Source organism: Hymenobacter sp. UYP22, from assembly GCF_040547285.1.
Taxonomy (GTDB): Bacteria; Bacteroidota; Bacteroidia; order Cytophagales; family Hymenobacteraceae; genus Hymenobacter.
This window is the reverse complement of sequence record NZ_JBEPPK010000003.1, coordinates 215,655-237,331: the sequence shown is the minus strand read 5'-3', so window position 1 is coordinate 237,331 and position 21,677 is coordinate 215,655. Positions and strand designations below refer to the sequence as shown.

Genomic DNA, 21,677 nt, shown 5'->3' with positions numbered 1-21,677 from the left:
TAGTTAGCTGTTTCTGATATGCGTTTACTACAACTAAGCACTATTATCGCTCTTTGTCTTTTATTGATTGATGCTCAATCTGTTCATGCGCAAGTCAAGGTAGCGACACCTTACTCGGTTCCGTCAGAATTAGCTCCTTTGCTGAAGTTTTTTCAGGAACGGCGAGTACTATATCAAAATGAAGATAAGCCGTTGGTGTTGCCTCTGTTATTTGCAGAAGACAACACGCGTGTTGGGATGAATTTTAAGATAGTAATGGGAGATAAACCTCTCGGCTTATTAAAGCGTGAGATGGTGCTGAAGAATCCTTTTGCGGCTTCTTCGTTCCCGTTGTCTTACTCTATCATTTACCAAGCCCATTTAGTAACCCTATTTGAGCCAGGAAATTTCGCGTGCTATAACATCAAAACCCTGGCACGAAACCAATTGCTGGAGAAGCAGCTCAACAAGCGGAAGTTTCAATACCATTGGCTACTTGGTAACCAGTTAGTAGGACTCTCTGGTGGTCAATATTGGGTCCAGTCATCTGTGGGCACTTGGGTGCCTTATACCAAGCCTGTTCCATTTTTGAGCAAGCAGCCAAAGCTATTTGAAGATGAACACTACCTGTCATTTCCAACCTGTAATGGAGAGTTTGGTGGTGAAGTGTACTTTTACAATAAGCAGACTGGTCAATATTATTTGACGGGTGCTACATGTCCAAACTCCATTATTAAACGCAACGGACAGTATCAAGTACTCGCGTCGCTAGGTCATGGAGGAGGTAGTTCCCGTTTGCAGATAATTAATGCTCCAGCAAAACTGACCCGCATGCCGCCAAGAGCTAAGCCTTCTCCGGCAGACTTAGTACTGCCAGAGCATCGACAGAAAGAGGTGGCGCTACGAGTTGAAAATCAGACCCTGTTCTACTACTACGGCATACAGATGTTTGGTAGTTTTCTTCATAAAGATCAACAGCTGTTTGTGGTGCGCTGGACTGACCGAACCTTCCTGGCTACGGTTAAAAACCACACTATTACTATTGTCGATCCATTATTCAATCGTAGTCTGTATACGCACCAGCCAGTAACAACTAGTTACGGTCCCAACCTAAGCCTGATGAATATGGATTTTTACGGGCTAGCACGCGAGAAAGAAGTAAGCTGTATGCTCCTTGCTGGAAATCAGATTGTGCGAATTGACTGGGGCAAAAAGCGTGACGCAAACTTTTAGCTATCCGTTATTCTATTTGCCCTACAAGTAGGGTTATCTCTCCATACTCTTATCCCGCGCGCCCTTGAACTCCGAACCCTCGCGCCACTGCGGGAAGGTGGTTTCCGAGGCCAGGCGCTGGCCCACGCGGAAGTAGAGCTGGGCGTCCTGGGCAATGCCGGTCAGGTCCCAGCTGGGGTCGAACTGGTCGGCGGGCTTGTGGTACATATTGGCAGTGTAGTTCTGGCGCTGCTGGGCAATGCTGGCCTTGCCGCCGCTGCGGCTCTCGAAGCCGCCCGAAGCGTAGAGGGAGGGCACACCCACGTGGGCGAAGTTGAAGTGGTCGGAGCGGTAGAACATGCCGGTTTCGGGCGTTTGGTCAGGCAGCATGTAGCGGTCCTGCTCCTTGGCCGCCGCGCGGGCGTAGTCCTCCAGTTCCGACTGGCCGTAGCCGATAACCGTGAGGTCCTTCATTGGGCCGTAGGGCCAGAGCATATCCACGTTCAGGTCGGCCACGGTTTTGTTGAGCGGGAAGGGCGGGTGCTGGGCGTAGTAGGCCGAACCCAGCAGGCCCTGCTCCTCGGCCGTTACGGCCAGAAACACGATGCTGCGCTCCGGCTTCTTCGGCGCTTTCTGGAAGGCCTCGGTAATGCTGAGCAGGGCGGCCAGGCCGGTACCATCGTCCACGGCTCCGTTGTAGATGGAGTCGCCGGCAATGGCTTTGCCGATGCCAAAATGGTCCCAGTGGGCCGAGTAGATGATGTACTCGCCGGGGCGGGTGGAGCCGGACAACACGGCCAGCACGTTGCGGGAGGTTTGGCGGCGCAGCTTGTTCTGGATGCTGCCCGTGAGCGTAAGCCCACCCAATGCCCGCGGCTTGAAGCCCTTGGTGTTGGCCGCGGCGTACAGTTGGTCGTAGTTCTGGCCGGCGGCCTGGAAAAGCTGTTTGGCCGCATCCAGGGTCAGCCAGCCTTCCAGGGCGCATTTATCAGCCCCTTTGTTGGCGGTTTGGGCACGCAGCTTGGGGCTGATGGCCCCGCTCAGTACTACGCTCCAGGGGTAAGCGGCCGGCTTGGTATCGTGCACGATGAGGATGCCGGCGGCGCCGTGGCGGGCGGCTTCTTCGTATTTATAAGTCCAGCGCCCGTAATAGGTCATGGCCCGGCCCCGGAACAGGGTAGAGTCCTGGCCCGCGTTGCCGGGGTCATTCACCAGCACCACCACGGTTTTGCCCTTCACATCGAGTCCGGCGTAATCGTCCCAGCCGTACTCGGGGGCTACCACCCCGTAGCCGGCAAACACCAGCGGCGAGTTGGCCACCTTCACCTCGGCCTGCTCACGCTGGGTGAAGGCCACGAAGTCCGTTTTGTACTGAAAGCTCAGCGGCTGGCCGTTGCCCTTGATTTGCAGCGTAGCACTCGGAGTACCCGTAATTTCCACCAGCGGCACCGGTTGAAAGTAGCTGCCATCGGGCCCCGGCTGCAACCCGAGGCGCTTGAATTCGTCGGCCAGGTATTGGGTGCTGCGCTGCTCGCCCCCCGTGAACGGCTTGCGGCCCAGCATCTCATCCGAGGAAACCGCCCGCAGGTACTTGCTGATGCTGGCCCCACTGATGGCGGCAGCGGTATCCGGCGCGGCGGCCGGGGCCGCAGTGGCCGCCGTTTCGGTGGCGGCGGGCTTGGATTGGCAGCCAGCTAGAAGCAGGCCGAACAGGAGGGTGGCCGGGAGCAGGTGAGCTGGGTAGCGAGTGGAGAATGGCATAACGTGTGGGGCAAAGAGCTGGCATAAACCGGCCACTGGCTGGACCGAACGGCGGCGGTTTCCCAATAGTACTAGATATTCGGGTACGAATCCTGTCGTTACCGCCTTCTTTTCGCTTGCCCATGCACGCCCGCATCCAAACCGCCCTCACCCAACTCGAAGCCACGCACCGCATCCGCATCCTGTACGCCTGCGAGTCGGGCAGCCGGGCCTGGGGCTTCCCCTCGCCGGATTCCGACTACGATGTGCGCTTCATCTACTGCCACCCGGCCGACTGGTACCTGACCCTGGACGAAGGCCCTGACACGCTCAATTTCCCCGTGGATGAGGAGCTAGACTTGGCCGGCTGGGAGCTGCGCAAGGCCCTGAAGCTGCTGCGTAGCTCCAACGCCGCGCTCTTCGAGTGGATCCAGTCGCCGGTGGTGTACCGGGAGGCAGCCGGGTTTCGGGCGGCGCTGCAGCCGCTGCTGCCCGCCTGCTGGAACCCGCGCGCCAGCCTGCACCACTACCTGGGCCAGCTGCGCCGCGGGGTGGAGGAGGACCTGACCGGCGAACAGGTGCGCCTGAAGCGGCTGTGCTACGCCCTGCGCTCCGCCCTGGCCGCCCGCTGGATTCAGCGTCATCCCGACCAAGTGCCGCCCATGGAGTTTGCCGCGCTGCTAAAGCTGCTGCCGTTGGAGTTGAATGAGGTAGTCAATGGGCTGCTAACTCAAAAAGCCACCGCCGACGAGAAAACCACCGTGCCGCGCCCGGCCGCGCTGGTAACGTTTCTGCAGCAGGAATACGCCGCCGGCCAGGCTGCCCGCGCCACCTTGCCCGTACCGCGCCATCCTGAGCCGACGCCGGCACTGGACGCCGTGTTTCGGGCGTGGCTGTAGGCTGCCAAACTACGTCTTAAGTAAGGCGGCATGCTTTCGTAAATCGTCAGGAAAATCACCAGAACGTCATGCTTCGCGGCGCTCTGCATGACGGGCTTTTGACTTGCTACCTGCGCCTACACGAGCTGGTAAATGAATTCCTCGATTTCCGTCTGTCGGGTGTGAGCGAAGCCGGTATCGGTGCCGACTTGCTCAAACTCGCACTTCTCCAGTACTTTCTGTGAGCCGAAGTTATCAAAGGCCACCCGGCCACGCAGGGGCCGGGCAGGCTCCAGCACCAAGAAGCTACGCAGCGCGGCGGTGGCTACACCCCGGCCCCAGTAGCGCCTGTCAATCCAATATGTAATTTCGGCCTCGCCTTCGATTTCAAATTTGGCGATACTGCCGGCCAACTCCCCATCTACCACGATGCTTTGCATGTGGATAGTGGGGTCGAGCAGGAAGCGGCGGTATTTGGCGAGGTAGGTCGGCCAGTCGGCGTGGTCCGGTGCCATGAAGGCCGCCAAGTGGCAGGCTTCTTCATCCAGTTGAAAGCGAAACAACTGTGCTAAATCGGCTTCCTCAGTGGACCGAAGCTGTACGTGGCTATGCTGCATCCTGAACCTATGGCTATACGCTCGAAACATTGAATATGCTGACAATTCCTGACCTGCGCCAGCGCGGCCTCATTCTGTTTGAAGCCATCAGCGGCAGCCGCGCCTACGGCACCAACCTGCCCCACTCCGATACCGACCTCAAGGGCGTCTTCATCCTGCCCGAAACCGAGTTCTACGGCCTTGCTTACGTGCCCCAGGTAGCCAATGACACCAACGACGAGGTGTTTTATGAGCTGCGCCGTTTCGTGGAGCTGCTGCTTAAAAACAACCCCACGGTACTGGAGCTGCTGGGCACCCCGGAGGATTGCGTGGTGTACCGGCACCCGCTATTTGCCGCATTTCGGGCCGAGGATTTCCTCTCCAAACTGTGCCGGCAAAGCTTCGCCGAGTACGCCGTGGCCCAGATCCGGAAGGCGCGGGGGCTGAACAAGAAAATCAACCACCCCGAACCACCCGCCCGCAAATCGGTGCTGGACTTTTGCTACGTGACGGTAGGCGCGGGCGCGCAGCCAGTAGCCACCTGGCTGGAGCGGCGGGGCTACGCGGCCGCGCAGTGCGGCCTGGCCAACGTGAATCACCTCACCGACTTGTACGCCGTGTTCGTGGACGAAACGCCCGAGCAGCGCCACGGCTACCGGGGCCTGGTGCGCGACGCGGAAACCTCCCAGGATGTGCTGCTCTCGGCGGTGCCGAAGGGAGAGGTTCCTGTCGCCTACCTGAGTTTCAACCGCAACGGCTACAGCACCTACTGCCGCGTGTTTCGGGAGTACAAGGAGTGGGAGCAGAAGCGTAACTCCGAACGGTATCAGAACACCGTGCAGCACGGCAAAAACTACGACGCCAAGAACATGCTGCACGTGTTCCGGCTGCTGCGCATGGCCGAGGAAATTGCCCGCACCGGCCGCCTGCACGTCCGCCGCCCCGACCGGGAGTTCCTGCTGCAAATCCGCCGGGGTGAGTTTGAGTACGAGCAACTGGTAACGGAAGCCGACGCGCTGGTTGAGCAGGTAGAAGCCGCCTTTGCCACCTCAGCGCTGCCCGAAACTCCCGCCCGCCAAGCCGCCGAGGCGCTATTGGTGCAGGTGCGGCGGGCCTGGTACGCAGGGCAGAAATAACCGCCAACCCAGGAAAAGGCACTAAAAAAGGAACGTGTCATTCCGAGCGGAGCGAGGAATCTGAGTCATGGCATTGCTGAACCCAGATTCCTCGCCCCGCTCGGAATGACACGTTATAGGATAACTGCCTGCTGGCTAGCGCGTGGAGTGGCGGCCTACTTTGTAGGACGACTTGGCAGGGCGCGTCTTCTGCCTGAATAGTCCCAACCGCTTCTTGCTTGATTTACGGCCTTTGTACAGTTTGTAAAATGGCCGGTGGGTGTAGCTGCGGCCGCGCATTTTGGCCCGGGCGTAGCGGGTAGGCCGGCTGGCTTCGGCCGTGGAAATAGGGCCGCCGCTTAGCATCAGCAGGGCAAAAACCAGAATCAGGACGCGGGTCATAGGCCAAAATGGGTTAGCGTGTAGCCAGATAACTCCCCGGTTGAATAAAAATTGTACTGCTTGGAGGATGGCCCGGTAGCAAGCTGAACAGAAGAAAATTCAGGAACACGAAAAACCGGCCTTCCCTCTCTGCTACGAAAGGAAAGGCCGGTTTCAGTCTGCTTGTTTACGCCTTATTGCCCGCCAATCGTCTGGTTACGGGAGCGTTGCGGAGTAGGCGTATTGGCTTTCTTCCGACGGCGCCAGAACTGGTACCATTTCTGGCGGTAGCGCACCGTGCGCTTACGGCGGATTTTGCTGCTCCGACCTTTATAGGTGCGGTAATTGGGACGGTGTACGTACACTTTACCGCGCATCTTGGCGCGCGCCGCCGGGCCGGCCTGGCCCAATGCTGGGCCCACGTCTACCAAGACCATGAGCATCAGCCAGAGAAGTAAAAAAAGTCGGGGCATAGAGGAAGGGGTAAGCCGCAAACGGGTGGCGAAGTTAAGGCGCTTAGCGGCAAGTATTCGGCCAGAATACCAGGAATACGCAAAAAAAATACTGAACGGATTGTGGAAACCGGCAAAGAAGCGCATCTGACAGGCAGAAATCCTATTTCGCCTACTTCTATGAAGCAAGTGTTACGTCCGTTTTGGTGTATGGTTATAGGGGTGCTGCTTTGCCTGCGGAGTGCGGTGCCGGGGCTGGCCCAGGCGCGCCTGGCCGCTGCCCGCCAGCAAAGCTACTTAACCAAAGTATTCCGCCTCACCGACGCCCAAACGCGCTATTTGTTTGAGCGGGAATTGTCGGCCGCCCGGCCCGAGTTCTTCACCCAACCCGTTGATTCCTTCCCCACCGATGCTCCCGACAGCCTGGGCCGGCAGCGGCTGGCGGCCCTGCCGCTGGGCTACTACCTGGTAGCCCACGCCGACGGGCCCCAACTGGTGTTCTGGCTGCACGCCCGCACCAACCGGCAGGTAACGGTGCTGGAGAACCAGGTAGACCTGACGCTGCTGGTGCGCGACTCCCTGGGCCGCCTGCTGCCCGATGCCCAACTCCGGCTGCCCCGGAGGCGGAGTGTGCCCTTCGATGCGGCTACCCAAACCTACCGGCTGGCGGGGGGGCGGGCCCGACCGGGGCTGCTGGCCGTGGAGCAGGGCGGGCGTACCACGTTTCATAGCCTCTCCCAAACATTTCCGTTCCGGCCGCGCCGCGGGCCCGGGCCGCTGAGTTGGCGGCGGGTGTACCAACGGGCCGTGTTCGGGTTTCCGCTGGGCTACCTCACCCGGCCCGTGCGCAACCTGGTAGGGCAGCTGCGGCACGTTTCCTACGTGCATACCGGCCTGCTGGGCCTGCTTCGTTCCCCTTTCAGTGAGGATGTGCGGGAGCAGCGCCAGCAGCAGCGGGCAAACCGGCGCGGGGCCCGGTGGCAGGCGTACCTGATACTCAGCAAGCCCCGCTACCGTCCCCAGGCCGATACCCTGCGCCTGAAGGCCCGCGTGCTGCACCGCCACGGCCGGCCCTACCGCCGCCCCCTGGAGCTTTACCTCACCCCCGACCAGGACCACCGACCCCGGCGCCTGGCCATACTGCGGCCGGTACAGCCCGGCTCCTACGAATACGTGCTGCCGCTGCTGGATACCCTGGGCCTGCGCGCCGACCAGTTTGTGCGCCTCACGCTGGAGCAGCCCGGGGACAATGGCAAAACGCTGGCCTCGCAGCAGTTTCGGCTGGAAGACTACGAGCTGAAAACTACCCGCTACACGCTCCGGGCCGGGCAGGAAACCCACCGGGCCGGCACGCCCCAGGCCCTGTTTCTGCGGGGCCAGGATGCCAACGAGTTGAACCTGCTGGACGCCCGCGTGCGGCTGAGCGTGACGCCCACCAGCGTGGAGCGGTTTGCCGGCCGGCAGGTGTTTGTGCCCGATACGCTCTGGACCCGCAGCCAGCCCCTGGACGCCACCGGCGAAACCCGCCTGAACATGCCCGATTCGGTGTTGCCGGCCGCCAACCTCACCTACCAGGTACAGGCCGTGTTTCTGAACGGGGATAATGAGCGACGCCAGCAGCAGGCCACCGTGCGCTACGCCCAGCAGCCCCGGGAGCTTCAGTTGGAGTTGCGCCAGGACTCGGTAGTGGCCCGTTACCAGCCCGCGGCGCCAGGCCCGCCCCGGCCCGCCACCCTGCTGACCACGGTCCTGGACCCCGGCCAGCTCGAAAAAACCACCCGGGAAACCGTGTTGCTGCCCCTGGCCCGGCCCGTCAACCCCCGCGCCACCCGCTACCAGCTGCTGGATGCCCAGGGCAGCACGGATGAGCTGGAGCTCACGGCCGCCAACGCCGGTGTGCTGCTCCGCTCCAGTCGCACCCCCGGTTCGCTGACGCTGACCGTGGACAACCCGCGCCGCCTGCCGTTCTGGTACTACCTGTATCGGGGCAACACGCTGGTGGAGCGCGGCTTGGCTACCGAGTTAATGCGCCACCTGCCGGCCCCGGGCCCCGAAACCTGGTTTGCCTCCCTGCATTATTTCTGGGGCGGGCAGCTGCAGTCGGTGGAGTACAACGTGCCGCTGCCCCAGCACCAGTTGCTGGTGGAAGCCGAGCAGCCCGAGGTGGTGTACCCGGGTCAGAAAGTGCAGTTGCGCTACACCGTGCGCGACGGGGCCGGCCGCCCCGTGCCTCGCGCCGACCTCACCGCCTACGCCTATACCAGTAAGTTTGAAAAGCCCGCCGCGCCCGAGCTGCCCAACTTTGAGCCGGCGGTAGTGGGGCGGGTGTCGCGGCGGCGGTTTGGGCTGGGAGCGGGCTTTGAAAACACGCCCGATCAGCCTGCCCGCCAACTCCTGCCCTGGGGAGCGTGGCGGCAGCGGCTGGGCCTCGATTCCCTGCGGTTTTACCAGTTTCTCTACCCCGAGTATGGGGCGTTTTACGAGTACCGGCCCGCGCCGGGCGGTATCACCCAGGTGGCCCCCTTCGTGGTCGATTCGGGCCGGGTGCAGCCTACGGTGGCGGTGTTCGTGGATGGCCTGCCGGTGTACGTGGCGCGGGTGAATGCCGAGGAGCCTTTTGCCCTGGTAGCCGACAGTGGCCGCCATTCCATTACCATCCGCACGCCCAACCGGCGCATTACCCTGCACGATGTGCGCCTGCGCCACCTGCACAAGCTCACGCTCAGCATCGACCCCAACCAGCCCTGCGCCGGCCTGACGGTAGAAAAGCCGGGTCCGGTTACGCCCGCCGAACAAGCCGAGCTGCGGCGGTTTCTGCTGGTTGTTGACCGCAACAGCTACCAGGAGCGTTTGCTACTGCGCCAGGGCAACCGCCTGCAGCCTTTGGGTGCGGGTCGGCCCTATCTGCCCAACCGCCCCACCGTTCCGCGCTGGTACGCCGATGACCAAACCACCCTGCTCGGGGGGCCTTTCCGGCCCGATTCGGTGCTGCTCCGCCGCTCCGACGGGCTGCGCCTAAAATTCCTGCGGGAGCCGAATTACCGCTACACCTTCACCCCGGGCCTGCTCAAAATGCGCAGTCTGCCCACTACCTATGATGCGGCCGATAACCTGGACGTAGCGGCCTCCTTCCCCCGGCTGCCCTTCACTGATTTTGCCTACACGGAAGCTGACTTGCGGCCGCAGCCGACCACCCATTACTACCAGCCGCCGGTGCGCGTGCCCCTGCTGCCCGACTCCAGCCGTACCGCGGTGGGGCAGGGCCGGCTGGCCGTGCGCCTGCCCGCGCCCCGGGGTAAGCTGGCTAGTCAGCAGTGGCCGGCAGTGCAGTTTACCTTGCTCACTCAGCCCAGCAAACCCTTGTTTCGGCGGTTACTGCGCTACTTGCCCGCGCCCGTGCAGGGCCTGGCGCCCGGCCGTTACCGCCTGGCCCTGCTGCTGGCCGACAGCTCCGTACTGGCTCCAGCGGTTAATATTCGGGTGCAGGCGGGCGGCACCACCTACGTGCAGCTCGACTCCCTGGACCAACTCCGGACTGGCCCTGCCCGGCAGGCAGTTTTGCAGCGGATCCAGCGTGAAATCAACCGTCATGCCCGGGCTTCTGCTTCGGCGGCTCGGCCCTTGCCGCTGGCTCAGCCAGCGGCTCCGGTAGTAGTGGTGCCGCAACCCGGCTGGATTGTGGTGCGTGGCCGCATCACTGACCGGAGCACCGGCGAGGGCCTGCCCGGCGTGACGGTGCTGCTTAAAGGCACTACCCACGGCGTAAGCACCAACTCGGATGGTAGTTTTTCCCTGGCCACGCCCCCGGATGGTGGCGTGCTGGTTATCAACTCGATTGGCTACGTTACCAAGGAGCGGCAGATCGACAGCCAGGATATTCAGGAAGCCCTGGCGGCCAGTACGCAGATGCTCAGCGAGGTAGTGGTTACCGGTTACGGCATAGCCGGAGGGAAATTCAAAGCTGCGTCCGTGGAGAGCGTGCCGGTAGAATCGGCGCTTCAGGGCAAGGTGGCGGGCGTGGTTATCCAGACTGCGCCCGGCGGCGGTGCCACCGTCCGGATTCGGGGCGTCAGTAGCACCAGCGGCGGTGGTCAACCGCTCATCATTGTGGATGGGCTGCCTTATACTGGTGACCTGAGCAAGCTAAACCCCGCAGACATTGCCAACGCACAGGTACTCAAAGCCGAGTCGGCGGTGGCCATGTACGGCTCCCGGGCGGCCAATGGAGTCATCATCATCACCACCAAAAACGGCGTTACCGCTCGGCGGACAGCCGGCCTGCAGGATGGCCCGGCCGCCCTGGGGCCCGATGGCCTGCCCCTCACGGCCGGCCGCGACCTGCGCCTGTCCCTGCGGCAGCGGTTTTCGGATGTGGGCTGGTGGCGGCCCACGCTCCTCACCGATAATCAGGGCCAAGCCCGCACCGAGGTTATTATCCCCGACGACATTACCGGCTGGGATACCTTCGTGCTGGCCTCCGACAACCACGCCCGCACGGGCTCTTTCACCCAGAAGCTGCGCTCCTTTAAGGCGCTGATGGGGGAGTTGGCGGCCCCGCGTTTCCTGATTCAGGGCGACCGGCCCCAAGTGCTGGGCAAAACCCTCAACTACCTGCCCGATACGGCCCAGGTAACCACCAGTTTCCGGGTGGGCGAGGGCCCGGCCCGCAGTCAGCTGCACCGCGTAACCACCTCCGTACTGGATACGCTCACCTTCACGGCTCCCGCTGATGCCGATTCCGTGGCCGTGAGCTTCAGCCTGAGCCAGCCCAACGGCTACCAGGACGGAGAGTTGCGCCACCTGCCGGTGCTGCCCGCCGGTACCCGGGAGCGGGTGGGTACCTTCGCCATTCTCACCGCCGCCGACACCACCCTGACGCTGCCTGTGCGGCCGGAGCTGGGCCCCGTAACGGTGCGCCTGGAAAGTGACCCTCTGCCCGTACTGCTGGAGGAAATCCGGCATTTGCAGGTGTACGCCTACCTCTGCAACGAGCAGGCCGCCTCCAAGCTCCAGGGCCTGTTGCTGGAGCAGCGCATCCGGCAAAGTATGCAGCAGCCATTTACCGGCCAGCGCAACGTGGAGCGCCTGATTCGACATTTACTCAGGGGCCGCCACCAGCCCGAGGGCCTCTGGGGCACCTGGGCCACTTCCCCGGTGAACCCCTGGGCTACGCTGCACGTCCTGGAAGCCCTGCTGGCTGCCGAGCAGCAGGGCCATAAGGTGCCCCTCGACAAGGCTCCGCTGCGGCTGTATCTGCTGCGCCAGCTAGATGAAGCTTTTGCCGATGCCGCCGTGCGCCGCAGCTTGGCCGCCAGTCAGCCGGGCCCCGCCTACTTCACCTCCGCCGACGACCGGATCCGGCTCCTGCAGCTGCTGCACCGCCTCGGTGCCCAGCCCGATTTCCCGACCCTGGTGAAGCGCCTGGAGCAGGAACAACGCGGCCGCCAGCCCCTGGACCGCTACCTGGCCCTCACGCTGCTGCGCCATGAGCTGGGCCTGCCGTACCAACTGGATACCCTGCGCCGTTACCGCCTGCGCACCGAGCTGGGCGGCGCCTTCTACGCCGATACCCTGCGCACTGGCACCTTCTACCGCTATTTGCTAACCGACCGTCTGGGCAACACCCTGCTGGCGTATCGCCTGCTGCGGGCCCAGGGCGGGCAGGAGCGGGAGCTGCTGCGCCTCCGGACCTACCTGCTGCAACAGCGCCGCCAGCAGGGCCACTGGGCCAGTACCTATGAGTCGGCCCAGGTGCTGGCTACCATCGGCCCCGACTTGGTAGTGCCCGCCAGTGGCGGGCTCATGGCCCGGGCCCAGCTGAGTGGGGGGCTAACGCAGGAAGTTGGCAAGTTTCCGTTTGAGGCTACGGTACCGGCTTCGGGCGGCGCTATTACCATGCGCAAGCAGGGCGGGATGCCGGTGTACGCCACGGCTTATCAAACCTTCTGGAACCCCGCACCGGCCGCCGTGGCTACTCCCTTCACGGTACGCACCCGGCTGGCCGGGCAGGAGGGCGGGCGGGTGCAATTAGCGGCGGGCCAGCCGGTGGAATTGGAAGTAACCGTGGATGTGCCCGCCGAGGCCCGTTACGTGCTGCTGGAGGTGCCCATTCCGGCCGGCTGCTCCTACGGGGAGCCTGCGCGCGGCAACAGCTTTGAGGTGCACCGCGAGTATCTGCGCCAGCAGGTGGGCATCTTTATGGATGTGCTGCCAGTCGGCCGCCACACGTTCCGCGTAGCCCTGCAGCCCCGCTACCGGGGCCGCTACACCCTTAACCCCGCCAAAGCGGAACTCATGTATTTCCCCACCCGCTTCGGTCGCTCCGCCAGCAAGCAGGCGGTTATTAAATAATAGGGGTGATGAGGTAAAAGGAACAGTCATGCAGAGGCCGGAGCATCTCGCGTGCTGACGTTGAGTTACCAATTCCAACATCAGCACGCGAGATGCTTCGGCCTCCGGCCTCTGCATGACGTCCAGATTAGCCTAACAACTTCCTAAACAGCTTCAATGATTCCCTAAGAAGTATTGCGGTTGCCATATAACACCCGCCGTGCTTCGCCGTCACATCTGTACCTTGCCCTGCATCATTCTATCCTTTTACTATGACTACTGATTTTGCCCGTGAGGCACAAGTTCGGGCGGCCTTGCTGGGCTTGGCCGTGGGCGACGCCCTGGGTGTACCCGTGGAATTTCAAAGCCGTGCCGCCCGCCGCCAAGACCCCGTGGTGCACATGCGCGAATACGGCACCCACCACCAGCCCGCCGGAACCTGGTCGGATGATGCTTCGCTCACTTTCTGCCTGGCTCAGGCCATTGCCGATGGGTTCAGTATAGGGAAAGTGGCCGAATACAGCCGCCGCTGGTACTACGAAAACCTCTGGACACCTCACGGCCGGGTATTCGATATCGGCATTACTACCCGCGAGGCCCTGAGCCGCCTGCAGTCCAACCCCAACCTGATCCGGGCCGGTAATACCGATGAGTACAGCAACGGCAATGGCGCCCTGATGCGGATTCTGCCCCTGGCTTTCTACCAGGAAGATGCTCCGCTAGCTGAGCGGTTTGAATTGATCCAGCAGGTATCAGCCGTTACGCACGGGCACATTCGCTCCGCCGTGGCGTGCCTGTTGTACCTGGAAGTGGCCCGGCACTTGCGCGCCGGCCTGAAGCCCGCTCAGGCCTACACCGAGCTGCGCCGCCAGGCTCCAGCCCAGCTTTCGGCCCTGAATATCCCTGCCCACGAGGCCGACAAGTTTGAGCGCATCTTCAGCGGCCGCCTGCCCGACGTGGCCATTACGGCTATTGACAGTGGGGGCTACGTGATGCACACGCTGGAGGCTAGCCTCTGGTGCCTGCTGCGCCACGAAACCTACGCCGAAACTGTGCTGGCAGCCGTTAACCTGGGGGATGATACCGACACCACCGGGGCCGTAGCTGGCGGCCTGGCCGGGCTCTACTACGGCGAAGCAGCTATTCCGCCCGAGTGGCGGCAAGTGCTGGCCCGCCGCGCCGACATTGAGCAATTGGCCCGGCAATTCGCCAACGCTACGGCCTAAAGCCGAAAAAGCCCCAGCATCCAAGGATACTGGGGCTTTTTGCGGTCCGGACGGGACTCGAACCCGCGACCTCCGCCGTGACAGGGCGGCATTCTAACCAACTGAACTACCGAACCGTTTCATCATTGGGTCAGACCGTGCGTCCTTCCGTTTTGATGATGCAAATATAGAAGACCGGTTTTGACTGTGCAAACAAAAAACTGCTTTAGCTGCACATAGTAGGCGTTTTCGGGGAGGTATTGCTCTGCTAGTAAAGGCAATAGATTCAAAAAAATAATCCGAAATATTTTTTTCGGCCGGCTATTCAGGGCGCTGCGGATACGTATCCGCAGCGCCCCGGTACCTTACTTCTTCAGCACTACGTAGCCGTAGGCGGGCAGCACGACTTCCGTGCCCAGCTTGAGGGAACTGCCAGTCAGAGCATCGGTCCAGGTGGTGTTGGCCAGGTTGGTGGGCAGCGTGTACGTTTGGGCCGAGTTGCGCACGTTGGCCAGTACAAAGGCCTGCTCGGAGCCGGCGGTTTTGGTGAAGGCGCACACGTTGGCGGTGCTATAAGGCGTGGGTGCCCCAATGCGCAGGGCTGCGCTATTGGCGCGGGCCGTAAGCAGCTGCTTGTAGGCCCGCTTCACATCGGGGTTTACGCCCCAGCGCACTTTCACGCCGGTGAAGGGGAAGGGAATTCGCTGACTCATACCCGCTTCCTGCCCATTGTATATCATGGGCACGCCTCTGTATAAGGCGGCTACCACAAAGGCCGACATGGCCCCCGCCTTTCCACCGAACAGTTCCACCGGGGTGCCGTCGGAGCCGTTCACGTCGTGGTTGGTGGAGTAGCGCACTACTTGCTGGCTGCCGGTGGCCCCGCTGTATTCGGTGTTGTTGAGCGCATCAAAGGCGGTGGCGGCGTTGCCGTTTTTGTACACCTGGTAGATGCCGCCGTAAAAATTGAAGCCGAAGTTGTAATCAAAACCGGAGGCGAAGTTGGAGGAGCGACTGCTTTCGGCCAGGAGCAGCAGCTTGTGCGACTTTACATTGCGCAGCGTGTCAATGGCCTGCTTCCAGAAGTCGTTGGGCTGGTAGTCAGCGTAGTCGAAGCGGAAACCGTCGACGTTGGCCGTGTACACCCACGATTTCAGGGCCGAAATCATTTCCAGGCGCATGGCCGTGTTGCTGAAATCCAGCTGGGCCACGTCGTTGTAGGTAGTGCCGTTGTTGGACACGGGCAGAATGTTGCCGGCCGCGCCTTTTTTGTACCAGTCTGAGTGCTGCGTTATCCAGGGGTTGTCCCAGCTGGTGTGGTTGGCCACCCAGTCGAGCATCACGGCCATATTGCGCTGGTGGGCACCATCCACCAACGCCCGCAGGTCGGTGAGGGAGCCAAACTCGGCGTTTACCGCGCGGTAATCCTTCACGGCGTAGGGCGAATTTACCGATTTGCTGTCGGTGCCGATGGGGTAAATCGGCATCAGGTAGAGCACATTCACGCCCAAATCCCGGATAGAATCAAGGCGGGCCGTAACGCCGGCAAAATTGCCGCCCTGGCTAAAGGCGCGCATGTTCACTTGGTACATCACGGCATCCTGGCGGTCGGGCACGCCCTTGAAAGGGGTACCGTACTGCGTAGGCGCTGGGGTAGTAGGGGGAGTGGGCGGGGTAGGCGCCGGGGTATCCGTGCCGGACGATTTGCAGGCCCCCAGCAGACTGGCGGACAGTACAAGGGTCAGACTGGTGCAGTATGCGCTGGTAAACAAAGACATATGCGAGAAAAATGGTGGGGATTTATGCGTGAGGGAAATAGCCGGGTCGTTGGGAGTAGCGCGAACTGTGTAGTTCGCGCCCTTGCGCCGCTGGAATGGTTATAACGGCGCGGGGCTGCGAACTACTCAGTGCGCGCTACTGCTTAGCGGCCAATGGGTTTGAGGCTGATAGCCGCGCCGCCGCCGGAAGCCAGCTGTAGCTTAAGCGTGGATTTGCTGTTGACCTTCTGCCGGCGGATTTGGTAGGCCTGCGGGTTCTTGTCCCAGCTGGCACCTTTGCCGTCGGCGTAAATAATGGCCTCGTACTGCTGGCCGGGCGTCAGGAAATCGAGCTTGACGGTTTGTTGGCGCGGATTTTCGTCGGTGATGCTGCCCACGTACCAGTCCTCGCGGCCCTTGGCTTTGCGGGCGGTGGTGATATACTCGCCGGGCTCAGCCAGCAGCACGCGGGTGTCGTCCCAGTCCACGGCCATGTCCTTAATGAACTGAAAGGCATCGAGGTGCTGCTCGTAGGCTTCGGGTAGGTCGGCGGCCATCTGCACGGGGCTGTACATGGTCACGTAGAGGGCCAGCTGCTTGGCTAGGGTGGTGTGCACCTGCCGGCCCTTGTTCTGGGCGGGATTCCAACTTTCCAGCTTGATCTGGAAGATGCCGGGCGTGTAGTCCATGGGGCCGCCCATGAGGCGGGTAAAGGGCAGAATGGTTTCGTGCTCGGGCAGGTTACCGGTGCTCCAGGCGTTGAACTCGTTACCCCGGGCCGCCTCACTGGCCAGCCAGTTGGGGTAGGTGCGGTGCAGGCCCGTAGGCCGCACCGATTCGTGCATGTCCACCATCAGCTGGTTTTGGCCCAGCAGGGCGGCGGTGTGGTTGAAGTGGTTCACCATCCACTGCCCATCGTGGTGTTCCCCGCGCGGGATGATGCGGCCCACATAGCCGGTTTTCACGGCCGCGTAGCCGTGCTCCTTCATGAAGCGGTAAGCGGCATCCTGGCGCCGCTCGTAGTTGGTCACGGAGCCGGAGGTTTCGTGGTGCATCATCAGCTGCACGCCCTTGCTGGCGGCGTACTGCTGCAGCTCGGTCACGTTGAAATCGGGGTAGGGGGTCACGAAGTCGAACACCTCTTCCTTCCAGTTGTTGGCCCAATCCTCCCAGCCTACGTTCCAGCCTTCCACTAGCACGCTTTGCAGACCGTGCTTAGCGGCAAAATCAATGTAGCGCTTCACGTTGGCCGTGTTGGCCCCGTGGCGGCCGTTGGGCTTTAGGCGGTTCCAGTCGGTGCTGGCCAGCTTGATGTTGCTGGTGTCGGCGTAGTTCCAGCTGGCTTTATTCACGTGCATTTCCCACCACACACCCACAAATTTCTGGGGCTTGATCCAATCGGTAGTCGGGAATTTGGTGGGCTCGTTCAGGTTCAGAATCAGCTTGCTGGTCAGCACCTCGGGCGCTTTGTCCGACACCACAATGGTGCGCCAGGGCGTGTGCTCAGGGGCTTGCAAAAAGGCGGCCGCGCCGGTAGCGCCGGGCACCAGCTGGCTGCGCAGGCCGTAGGTTTTGGTGTCCACGTTCAGGAACATGGCCGGGTAGTTCACCAGCGCCGCCTCGTGGATGTTCACGTACAGCCCGTCGTCCGATTTCAGCATCAGCGGCGTCTGAATCCGGTTCGGAGCCGACTTCTGCTGAATGGCCTCAATGGGCGTAGTGTCCACCTCGCTCAGGCGGGACGTGGTGTAGCTGTACTCGTTGGAGTCGTAGTCGCCCGGAATCCAGAAGGCCTTGTGGTTGGCGGGCAGGTTGAACTCGGTCAGCTCCTGCTGCACCGTGAAGTAGCTCAGGCCGGGCTGCCGGGGTACCTCGTAGCGGAAGCCCACGCCATCGGCAAACACCCGAAACACCACGTCGAGGCGACGGCCGGGGGCTTGGGGCTGGCGCAGGTGCACCGTAAGCTGCTGGTAGTGGTTACGGATAGTTTTCACCTCGCCCCACACCGGGTTCCAGCTTTCATCCACGCTCTTGGTATCGGAGCCGGTTACTTCCAGCGGCCCCTCAAAGCCCTTGCCATCAGCCAACTCCAGGCCCAGGCGGGAGGTATTGAGTACAGGTTTGGAGCCGAACTGCACGGCGTAGGTAGGCCGCCCCTCCGGCGAGAGAGCAAACGTCAGGCTGACTTTATCGAGGCGGGCGGTAAGTGGGGCGGCGTTCTGGGCGGTGGCGGGTAGGCCGGCCGTCAGCAATAGCGCAACCAGGAAAGTGTTCTTCATTCGGGTAAGTAGCGGGGAGAAATACTGCTAGGGGTGAGAAGCGGGTAAGTTCCCCGAGTTGAGTTGGCAGAATCAGGCAGTGAGTAGGGGCGCCGCTACCTGGCACCCTGCCCCGGCGCTGCTTGGCCAGCCGGGGCCTGTGGTGAGGTTGAGCCGTTCAGCACGGCTGGCACCGGGTAACTCCCCGGCCCGGCGCGAAGGTTCACCAGGGGCCGCAGGTTTTCCGAGGCGTTTGCCGCCAGAGCTGGTAAATGGCCCGGAGCGGTACGGTAGTTAAAGGGGGAGTGAATTTCAGATTATTGCTTTCAGTATTGACCTGCGGAGCGCCAGCCAGGGGTAGTCAGGGCCAGCACTCCGAAGACCAAAGACTACTGCTTCACCTCTACCCGGCTGCTGCTCACGCCGACGGCCGTTTGCAGACGGAGCAGATACACACCCGGGGCCACACCAGCCAGCCCCACCTTAAGCGTGCTGCCCGAGCCGCGCTGCTCGGTTACTACCTGGCCCAGCATGTTGAGAAGGGTAGCGCGCACCGTGCCAACCGGACCAGCCAGCCCGCCCAACTGCACCGTCAGCTGGTTGGTAGCGGGGTTAGGGAATACAGCTACCTCGGGCGCGGCAGCTGGCTTGGCAGTAGCCGTGGTGGGCGAGGTAACCTGCTGGTAGGCTATCTGCTGCAGGGTCACGGCATCGGTGGGAGTAATGCCCAGGTCGGCGGCCGCCTGCTCGTTGGCACCCAGAGTGCGGGGGTCTACGTTGGTGAGTTGCTGAAACAGCACCAGGGCGCTGAGGTAGCTGCCCCATTTGCTGGCGTGCACCTGGTCGGAGGCCCACAGGTTGATTTTGCTGGCGTCGGGGGTGTAAGGGTTGCGGATGGCCACGCCGGCCGTAATGGCGCGCATCCAGGCGTCGCCCACCGGGGCCACCGCCGCGTAGCGGCCGTTGGTAACAAAGGCTTGTTTGAAGCTTTTTTGCAGGTCCTGGGCCATCGAGTCGATAGGCAGGCCGGCGTAGCGGCTGCCGGCCGGGTAGGTGAAATCGGGGCGGGCCCAGGTGCCGTAAAGGTAGACCTGCGCGGCGGGGCTGGCCCCGTGAATGGCCTGCTCCAGCAGGGTAGAGTAGGTGTAGAACAGCTGGCGGTTGCCCCCGCGGTTGGTGGGCGTAGGCCGGGTGCTTTGCTCCTGCAGCACCACTTTGTCCCAACCCGGCTGCGCAATAACCGACAGCGCGCTGGTATGATGGAACTCCAACGACTTGCCGCTTACGGCCTCAATGGTCACCTCGTAGTTGAGCCCGGCCTGGGTAGTAAACTTCTTAAAAATGCCGGGTACGCCCCCGAAGGCATCCTGCATGCCTGCATCGTGGGCCCGAGGATTGGTGGAGGGCAGGCCGAAGTTCACATCAGTAATGGCCGCGGCGTTGTAGTTGAGGGCCGGCGCGTACTGGCCGTGGGTGAAGCTGTTGCCCACGAACAGCACGCGGGTCTGGGCCGAAGCCGTGGCGCTCAAACCAACTAGCACAGCAGCCAGGCCAGTCAGGCGCCGGGCTTTCAAAGGAGTAAAGGAAAACAGCATAGGAAAAGGAATGGTGGGAATGATGGGTATTCAAGAGCAATTCCCAGCGGCAGCAGGATACCGATGTACATCGGTATCCTCTCAACTACCGAGAATAAAGCAAAAGAATACCCTCCCGGCCTCAACCAAAACTTGTCAAAACCCGATCTAGAAAATATAGATGGTATGACTAGTTAATAAGCTAATAATTAATGATTTGAGGATTTATTTGCTGCCTAGAATATCAACCCAATATGACAGGCAATAGGGCAAATTGCACCGGTCTGCTTGCCTGCTGTCAGCCCTACCTTGGTGACTTTGCATCCCTAGGTGACTACTCACTTAGGCACCCAACCAGCCTAGTTAGTTACTGCGGAGCGCAGCGTACTTTTTGCAGAAGATTATCCGGTTTTCAGAAAAGTCCCGTCCCGAAAGAACTGGCCCGGGCCCTGCTGTTTATACCGCTTCTATGGCCTGAACCCGGGCCTCAAACTCCTCGTTTGGCACGATGGAGCGGTTCTTCACCCGCGTTTTGTAGGTGTAAATGGTGTTGATGGAGTAGCCCAGCATCCGGCTGATCTGCTCACTGTCCTGAATCCCCAGCCGAATCAGGGCGAAAATGCGCAGCTCCGTTGTCAGCAACTGGTCTTCGGGCAGGATAAACTGATCTTCGGGCCGGAACAAGGCGTTGAACTGGGTGATAAACTGCGGGAACAGCCGCAGAAACACCGAGTCGAAGCCCTTGAACAGTTCCTGGCGCTGCTGCTTTATCTGGATGCCATTCACCAGCTTCTGCACGGCCCCGTACTGTTTGCTGCTGAGCTGGGTATCCAAGGCCTTTTTGAGCGCCTCCAGCCGGTCAATCAGTTGGGAGTTGTTGTGGAAGTAGTAGCCAATGTACTCCTCCTTGATCTTGTTGGCCTCGTTCAGACCCGTGTTTAGTCGGCGCAGGTCCTCGTTGCGAGCCTGCAGTTCCTGGTTGGTGATGGAAATCAGCCGGCCGGCCTTTTGCAGCTTGCGCAACTGCTTGAAGATGATGGCAATAAAGCCCACTACAAATAAAGCCAGCAGCGTTACGGCCACGGCGTACACCTTCAACGACTTGCGCTGATTCTCAATGATGGTGATTTTCTGCCCCTCGATGATGGAGGAAATGTGGCTGATTTCAATCTGCCGCTGCCGGGCTTTGTAGAATGCCGCCTGCTCCCGCGCCTCTTTAATAAAGGCGTAGGCGTTTTCCAGGTCGCCGCGCCGGTAGCAGTAGTCGGAGAGCTGAAAAATGGCCACCGTTTCCTTGGTAGCCGACTGCACATCGGCAATGGCGGATACCAGCAGCAGTTCAAAGGCTTTATCCTCCTGGCTGAGCTGGGAGTAGATGTAGGCCGTGGTGCTGGCACTTACGGCCAGCTGGTGCACCGAGAGCTGCGGCAGCCGCCGGATGCGCTGGTACAAAGCCACTCCTTCCGGCAGGTTGCCGCTCTTCACTGCCTTGAACTGCTGCACGGCCAGCTGCTCGTAGGAGCCGGGTTGACTGAACCGGAGGGCTGTATCGGCGTAGGCCAGCGCTTTCGTGTTGTAGGCCGGCCGGTATGCCTGGTCCTGATTGAAATTGCCCAGGTCACTGTAGGCGCGGGCTTGCAGGAAATAGAAGTCCAGCTTGTCGGCCTGGCTCAAGTAGCTGGGCCGGATGCTGTTCAGCTCATCAAACGTTTCCTTGAACATACCCGAGGACAGCAGGATAAAAGCCAGCTTCAGCTTGGCTACTTCCGTTTTCTCGGGGCTATTCAGCTGCCGGGCTATGCGTGTGATTTTCTGGCTGTATACAAATGCCGAATCGTATTTGAAGGCCTTGTACTCCTCGTAAATGCGCAGGCCCAAATCAAACTTGGCCTCATCGTTACGCTTGCTGGAATTGAACGCGTCAGTGAGCACCGAAATGCGGTTCCAGCGCTGGGCATCGTAGTCCTGCTTGTGGGCCAGCGCCGCCTGTAAATCGTTCAGCAACTGCTCACTCGTACCTGCTCCGGCCAGAATAGGGCCGGCGCTCAGCAGGAAAAAACAGATAAATAGAAAGAATTTCACCACTCAAAGATGCGTGTCGGCCCGCGGCAGGAATACCAAAACTAGCAATTCAGGCGGCAGCAGAAGCACACTCGCCCAGGATTTCCATTTCAAAACGGCTAAACCATTGCCAGCTTAA

13 protein-coding genes and 1 tRNA gene are annotated in these 21,677 nt (G+C 61.3%); 5 read left to right on the top strand and 9 right to left on the bottom strand.

The window, feature by feature from the left end; all coding sequences use genetic code 11:
* Window positions 1-18: 18 nt before the first annotated feature.
* Window positions 19-1,212 (top strand): hypothetical protein, encoded by a 1,194-nt coding sequence (locus ABIB60_RS07260; RefSeq protein ID WP_354578805.1) that lies wholly within the window; start codon window positions 19-21, stop codon window positions 1,210-1,212.
* Between the two features lie 33 nt (window positions 1,213-1,245).
* On the opposite strand, the gene ABIB60_RS07255 is transcribed toward ABIB60_RS07260, so the two are convergent.
* Window positions 1,246-2,952, bottom strand: coding sequence for a M28 family metallopeptidase (locus ABIB60_RS07255; protein ID WP_354578803.1), 1,707 nt, complete (start codon window positions 2,950-2,952; stop codon window positions 1,246-1,248).
* Window positions 2,953-3,074: 122 nt separating this feature from the next.
* On the opposite strand from ABIB60_RS07255, the gene ABIB60_RS07250 reads away from it, so the two are divergent.
* Window positions 3,075-3,830 (top strand): nucleotidyltransferase domain-containing protein, encoded by a 756-nt coding sequence (locus tag ABIB60_RS07250; RefSeq protein WP_354578801.1) that lies wholly within the window; start codon window positions 3,075-3,077, stop codon window positions 3,828-3,830.
* A gap of 116 nt (window positions 3,831-3,946) precedes the next feature.
* Here the strand turns inward: ABIB60_RS07250 and ABIB60_RS07245 are convergent, their stop codons facing one another.
* Window positions 3,947-4,426 carry a GNAT family N-acetyltransferase gene (locus ABIB60_RS07245; protein ID WP_354578799.1) on the bottom strand — a complete coding sequence of 160 codons (480 nt, stop codon included), beginning with the start codon at window positions 4,424-4,426 and terminating at the stop codon, window positions 3,947-3,949.
* Between the two features lie 35 nt (window positions 4,427-4,461).
* Between ABIB60_RS07245 and ABIB60_RS07240 the strand changes: the two genes are divergently transcribed.
* Window positions 4,462-5,541, top strand: coding sequence for a DNA polymerase beta superfamily protein (locus ABIB60_RS07240; RefSeq protein WP_354578798.1), 1,080 nt, complete (start codon window positions 4,462-4,464; stop codon window positions 5,539-5,541).
* A gap of 135 nt (window positions 5,542-5,676) precedes the next feature.
* On the opposite strand, the gene ABIB60_RS07235 is transcribed toward ABIB60_RS07240, so the two are convergent.
* Together ABIB60_RS07235 and ABIB60_RS07230 are read right to left on the bottom strand one after the other, a co-directional pair.
* The gene (locus ABIB60_RS07235) at window positions 5,677-5,922 is read right to left on the bottom strand and encodes a hypothetical protein (RefSeq protein ID WP_354578796.1); all 246 of its coding nucleotides are present in this window, start codon (window positions 5,920-5,922) and stop codon (window positions 5,677-5,679) included.
* Between the two features lie 173 nt (window positions 5,923-6,095).
* Window positions 6,096-6,374, bottom strand: a complete 279-nt coding sequence (locus tag ABIB60_RS07230; protein WP_315996382.1) for a hypothetical protein — start codon at window positions 6,372-6,374, stop codon at window positions 6,096-6,098.
* A gap of 159 nt (window positions 6,375-6,533) precedes the next feature.
* Between ABIB60_RS07230 and ABIB60_RS07225 the strand changes: the two genes are divergently transcribed.
* Complete coding sequence (locus ABIB60_RS07225) at window positions 6,534-12,704, top strand: carboxypeptidase-like regulatory domain-containing protein (protein ID WP_354578794.1); 6,171 nt, start codon at window positions 6,534-6,536, stop codon at window positions 12,702-12,704.
* 251 nt (window positions 12,705-12,955) lie between these two features.
* Window positions 12,956-13,909 (top strand): ADP-ribosylglycohydrolase family protein, encoded by a 954-nt coding sequence (locus tag ABIB60_RS07220; protein ID WP_354578792.1) that lies wholly within the window; start codon window positions 12,956-12,958, stop codon window positions 13,907-13,909.
* Between the two features lie 42 nt (window positions 13,910-13,951).
* Here ABIB60_RS07220 and ABIB60_RS07215 read toward each other — a convergent pair.
* The 5 genes from ABIB60_RS07215 to susR form a co-directional block, all read right to left on the bottom strand.
* Window positions 13,952-14,025: transfer RNA gene (locus ABIB60_RS07215), tRNA-Asp, on the bottom strand.
* Window positions 14,026-14,253: 228 nt separating this feature from the next.
* Window positions 14,254-15,666 carry an alpha-amylase family glycosyl hydrolase gene (locus ABIB60_RS07210; protein WP_354578791.1) on the bottom strand — a complete coding sequence of 471 codons (1,413 nt, stop codon included), beginning with the start codon at window positions 15,664-15,666 and terminating at the stop codon, window positions 14,254-14,256.
* Between the two features lie 143 nt (window positions 15,667-15,809).
* Window positions 15,810-17,924 carry a glycoside hydrolase family 97 protein gene (locus ABIB60_RS07205; protein ID WP_354578790.1) on the bottom strand — a complete coding sequence of 705 codons (2,115 nt, stop codon included), beginning with the start codon at window positions 17,922-17,924 and terminating at the stop codon, window positions 15,810-15,812.
* Between the two features lie 368 nt (window positions 17,925-18,292).
* On the bottom strand, window positions 18,293-19,498 hold the full coding sequence (locus ABIB60_RS07200) for a T9SS type A sorting domain-containing protein (RefSeq protein WP_354578789.1): 1,206 nt from the start codon (window positions 19,496-19,498) through the stop codon (window positions 18,293-18,295).
* Between the two features lie 435 nt (window positions 19,499-19,933).
* Window positions 19,934-21,559, bottom strand: a complete 1,626-nt coding sequence (gene susR, locus ABIB60_RS07195) for a SusR family glycan utilization regulator (protein WP_354578787.1) — start codon at window positions 21,557-21,559, stop codon at window positions 19,934-19,936.
* Window positions 21,560-21,677 lie beyond the last annotated feature (118 nt).

Bases quoted from the DNA above. Each gene is read 5' to 3' on its own strand.
- ABIB60_RS07225 (WP_354578794.1), top strand. From the start codon at position 6,534: ATGAAGCAAGTGTTACGTCCGTTTTGGTGTATGGTTATAGGGGTGCTG.
- ABIB60_RS07210 (WP_354578791.1), bottom strand. From the start codon at position 15,666: ATGTCTTTGTTTACCAGCGCATACTGCACCAGTCTGACCCTTGTACTG.
- ABIB60_RS07240 (WP_354578798.1), top strand. From the start codon at position 4,462: ATGCTGACAATTCCTGACCTGCGCCAGCGCGGCCTCATTCTGTTTGAA.
- ABIB60_RS07200 (WP_354578789.1), bottom strand. From the start codon at position 19,498: ATGCTGTTTTCCTTTACTCCTTTGAAAGCCCGGCGCCTGACTGGCCTG.
- ABIB60_RS07230 (WP_315996382.1), bottom strand. From the start codon at position 6,374: ATGCCCCGACTTTTTTTACTTCTCTGGCTGATGCTCATGGTCTTGGTA.
- ABIB60_RS07250 (WP_354578801.1), top strand. From the start codon at position 3,075: ATGCACGCCCGCATCCAAACCGCCCTCACCCAACTCGAAGCCACGCAC.
- ABIB60_RS07205 (WP_354578790.1), bottom strand. From the start codon at position 17,924: ATGAAGAACACTTTCCTGGTTGCGCTATTGCTGACGGCCGGCCTACCC.
- ABIB60_RS07260 (WP_354578805.1), top strand. From the start codon at position 19: ATGCGTTTACTACAACTAAGCACTATTATCGCTCTTTGTCTTTTATTG.
- ABIB60_RS07245 (WP_354578799.1), bottom strand. From the start codon at position 4,426: ATGCAGCATAGCCACGTACAGCTTCGGTCCACTGAGGAAGCCGATTTA.
- ABIB60_RS07220 (WP_354578792.1), top strand. From the start codon at position 12,956: ATGACTACTGATTTTGCCCGTGAGGCACAAGTTCGGGCGGCCTTGCTG.
- ABIB60_RS07255 (WP_354578803.1), bottom strand. From the start codon at position 2,952: ATGCCATTCTCCACTCGCTACCCAGCTCACCTGCTCCCGGCCACCCTC.
- ABIB60_RS07235 (WP_354578796.1), bottom strand. From the start codon at position 5,922: ATGACCCGCGTCCTGATTCTGGTTTTTGCCCTGCTGATGCTAAGCGGC.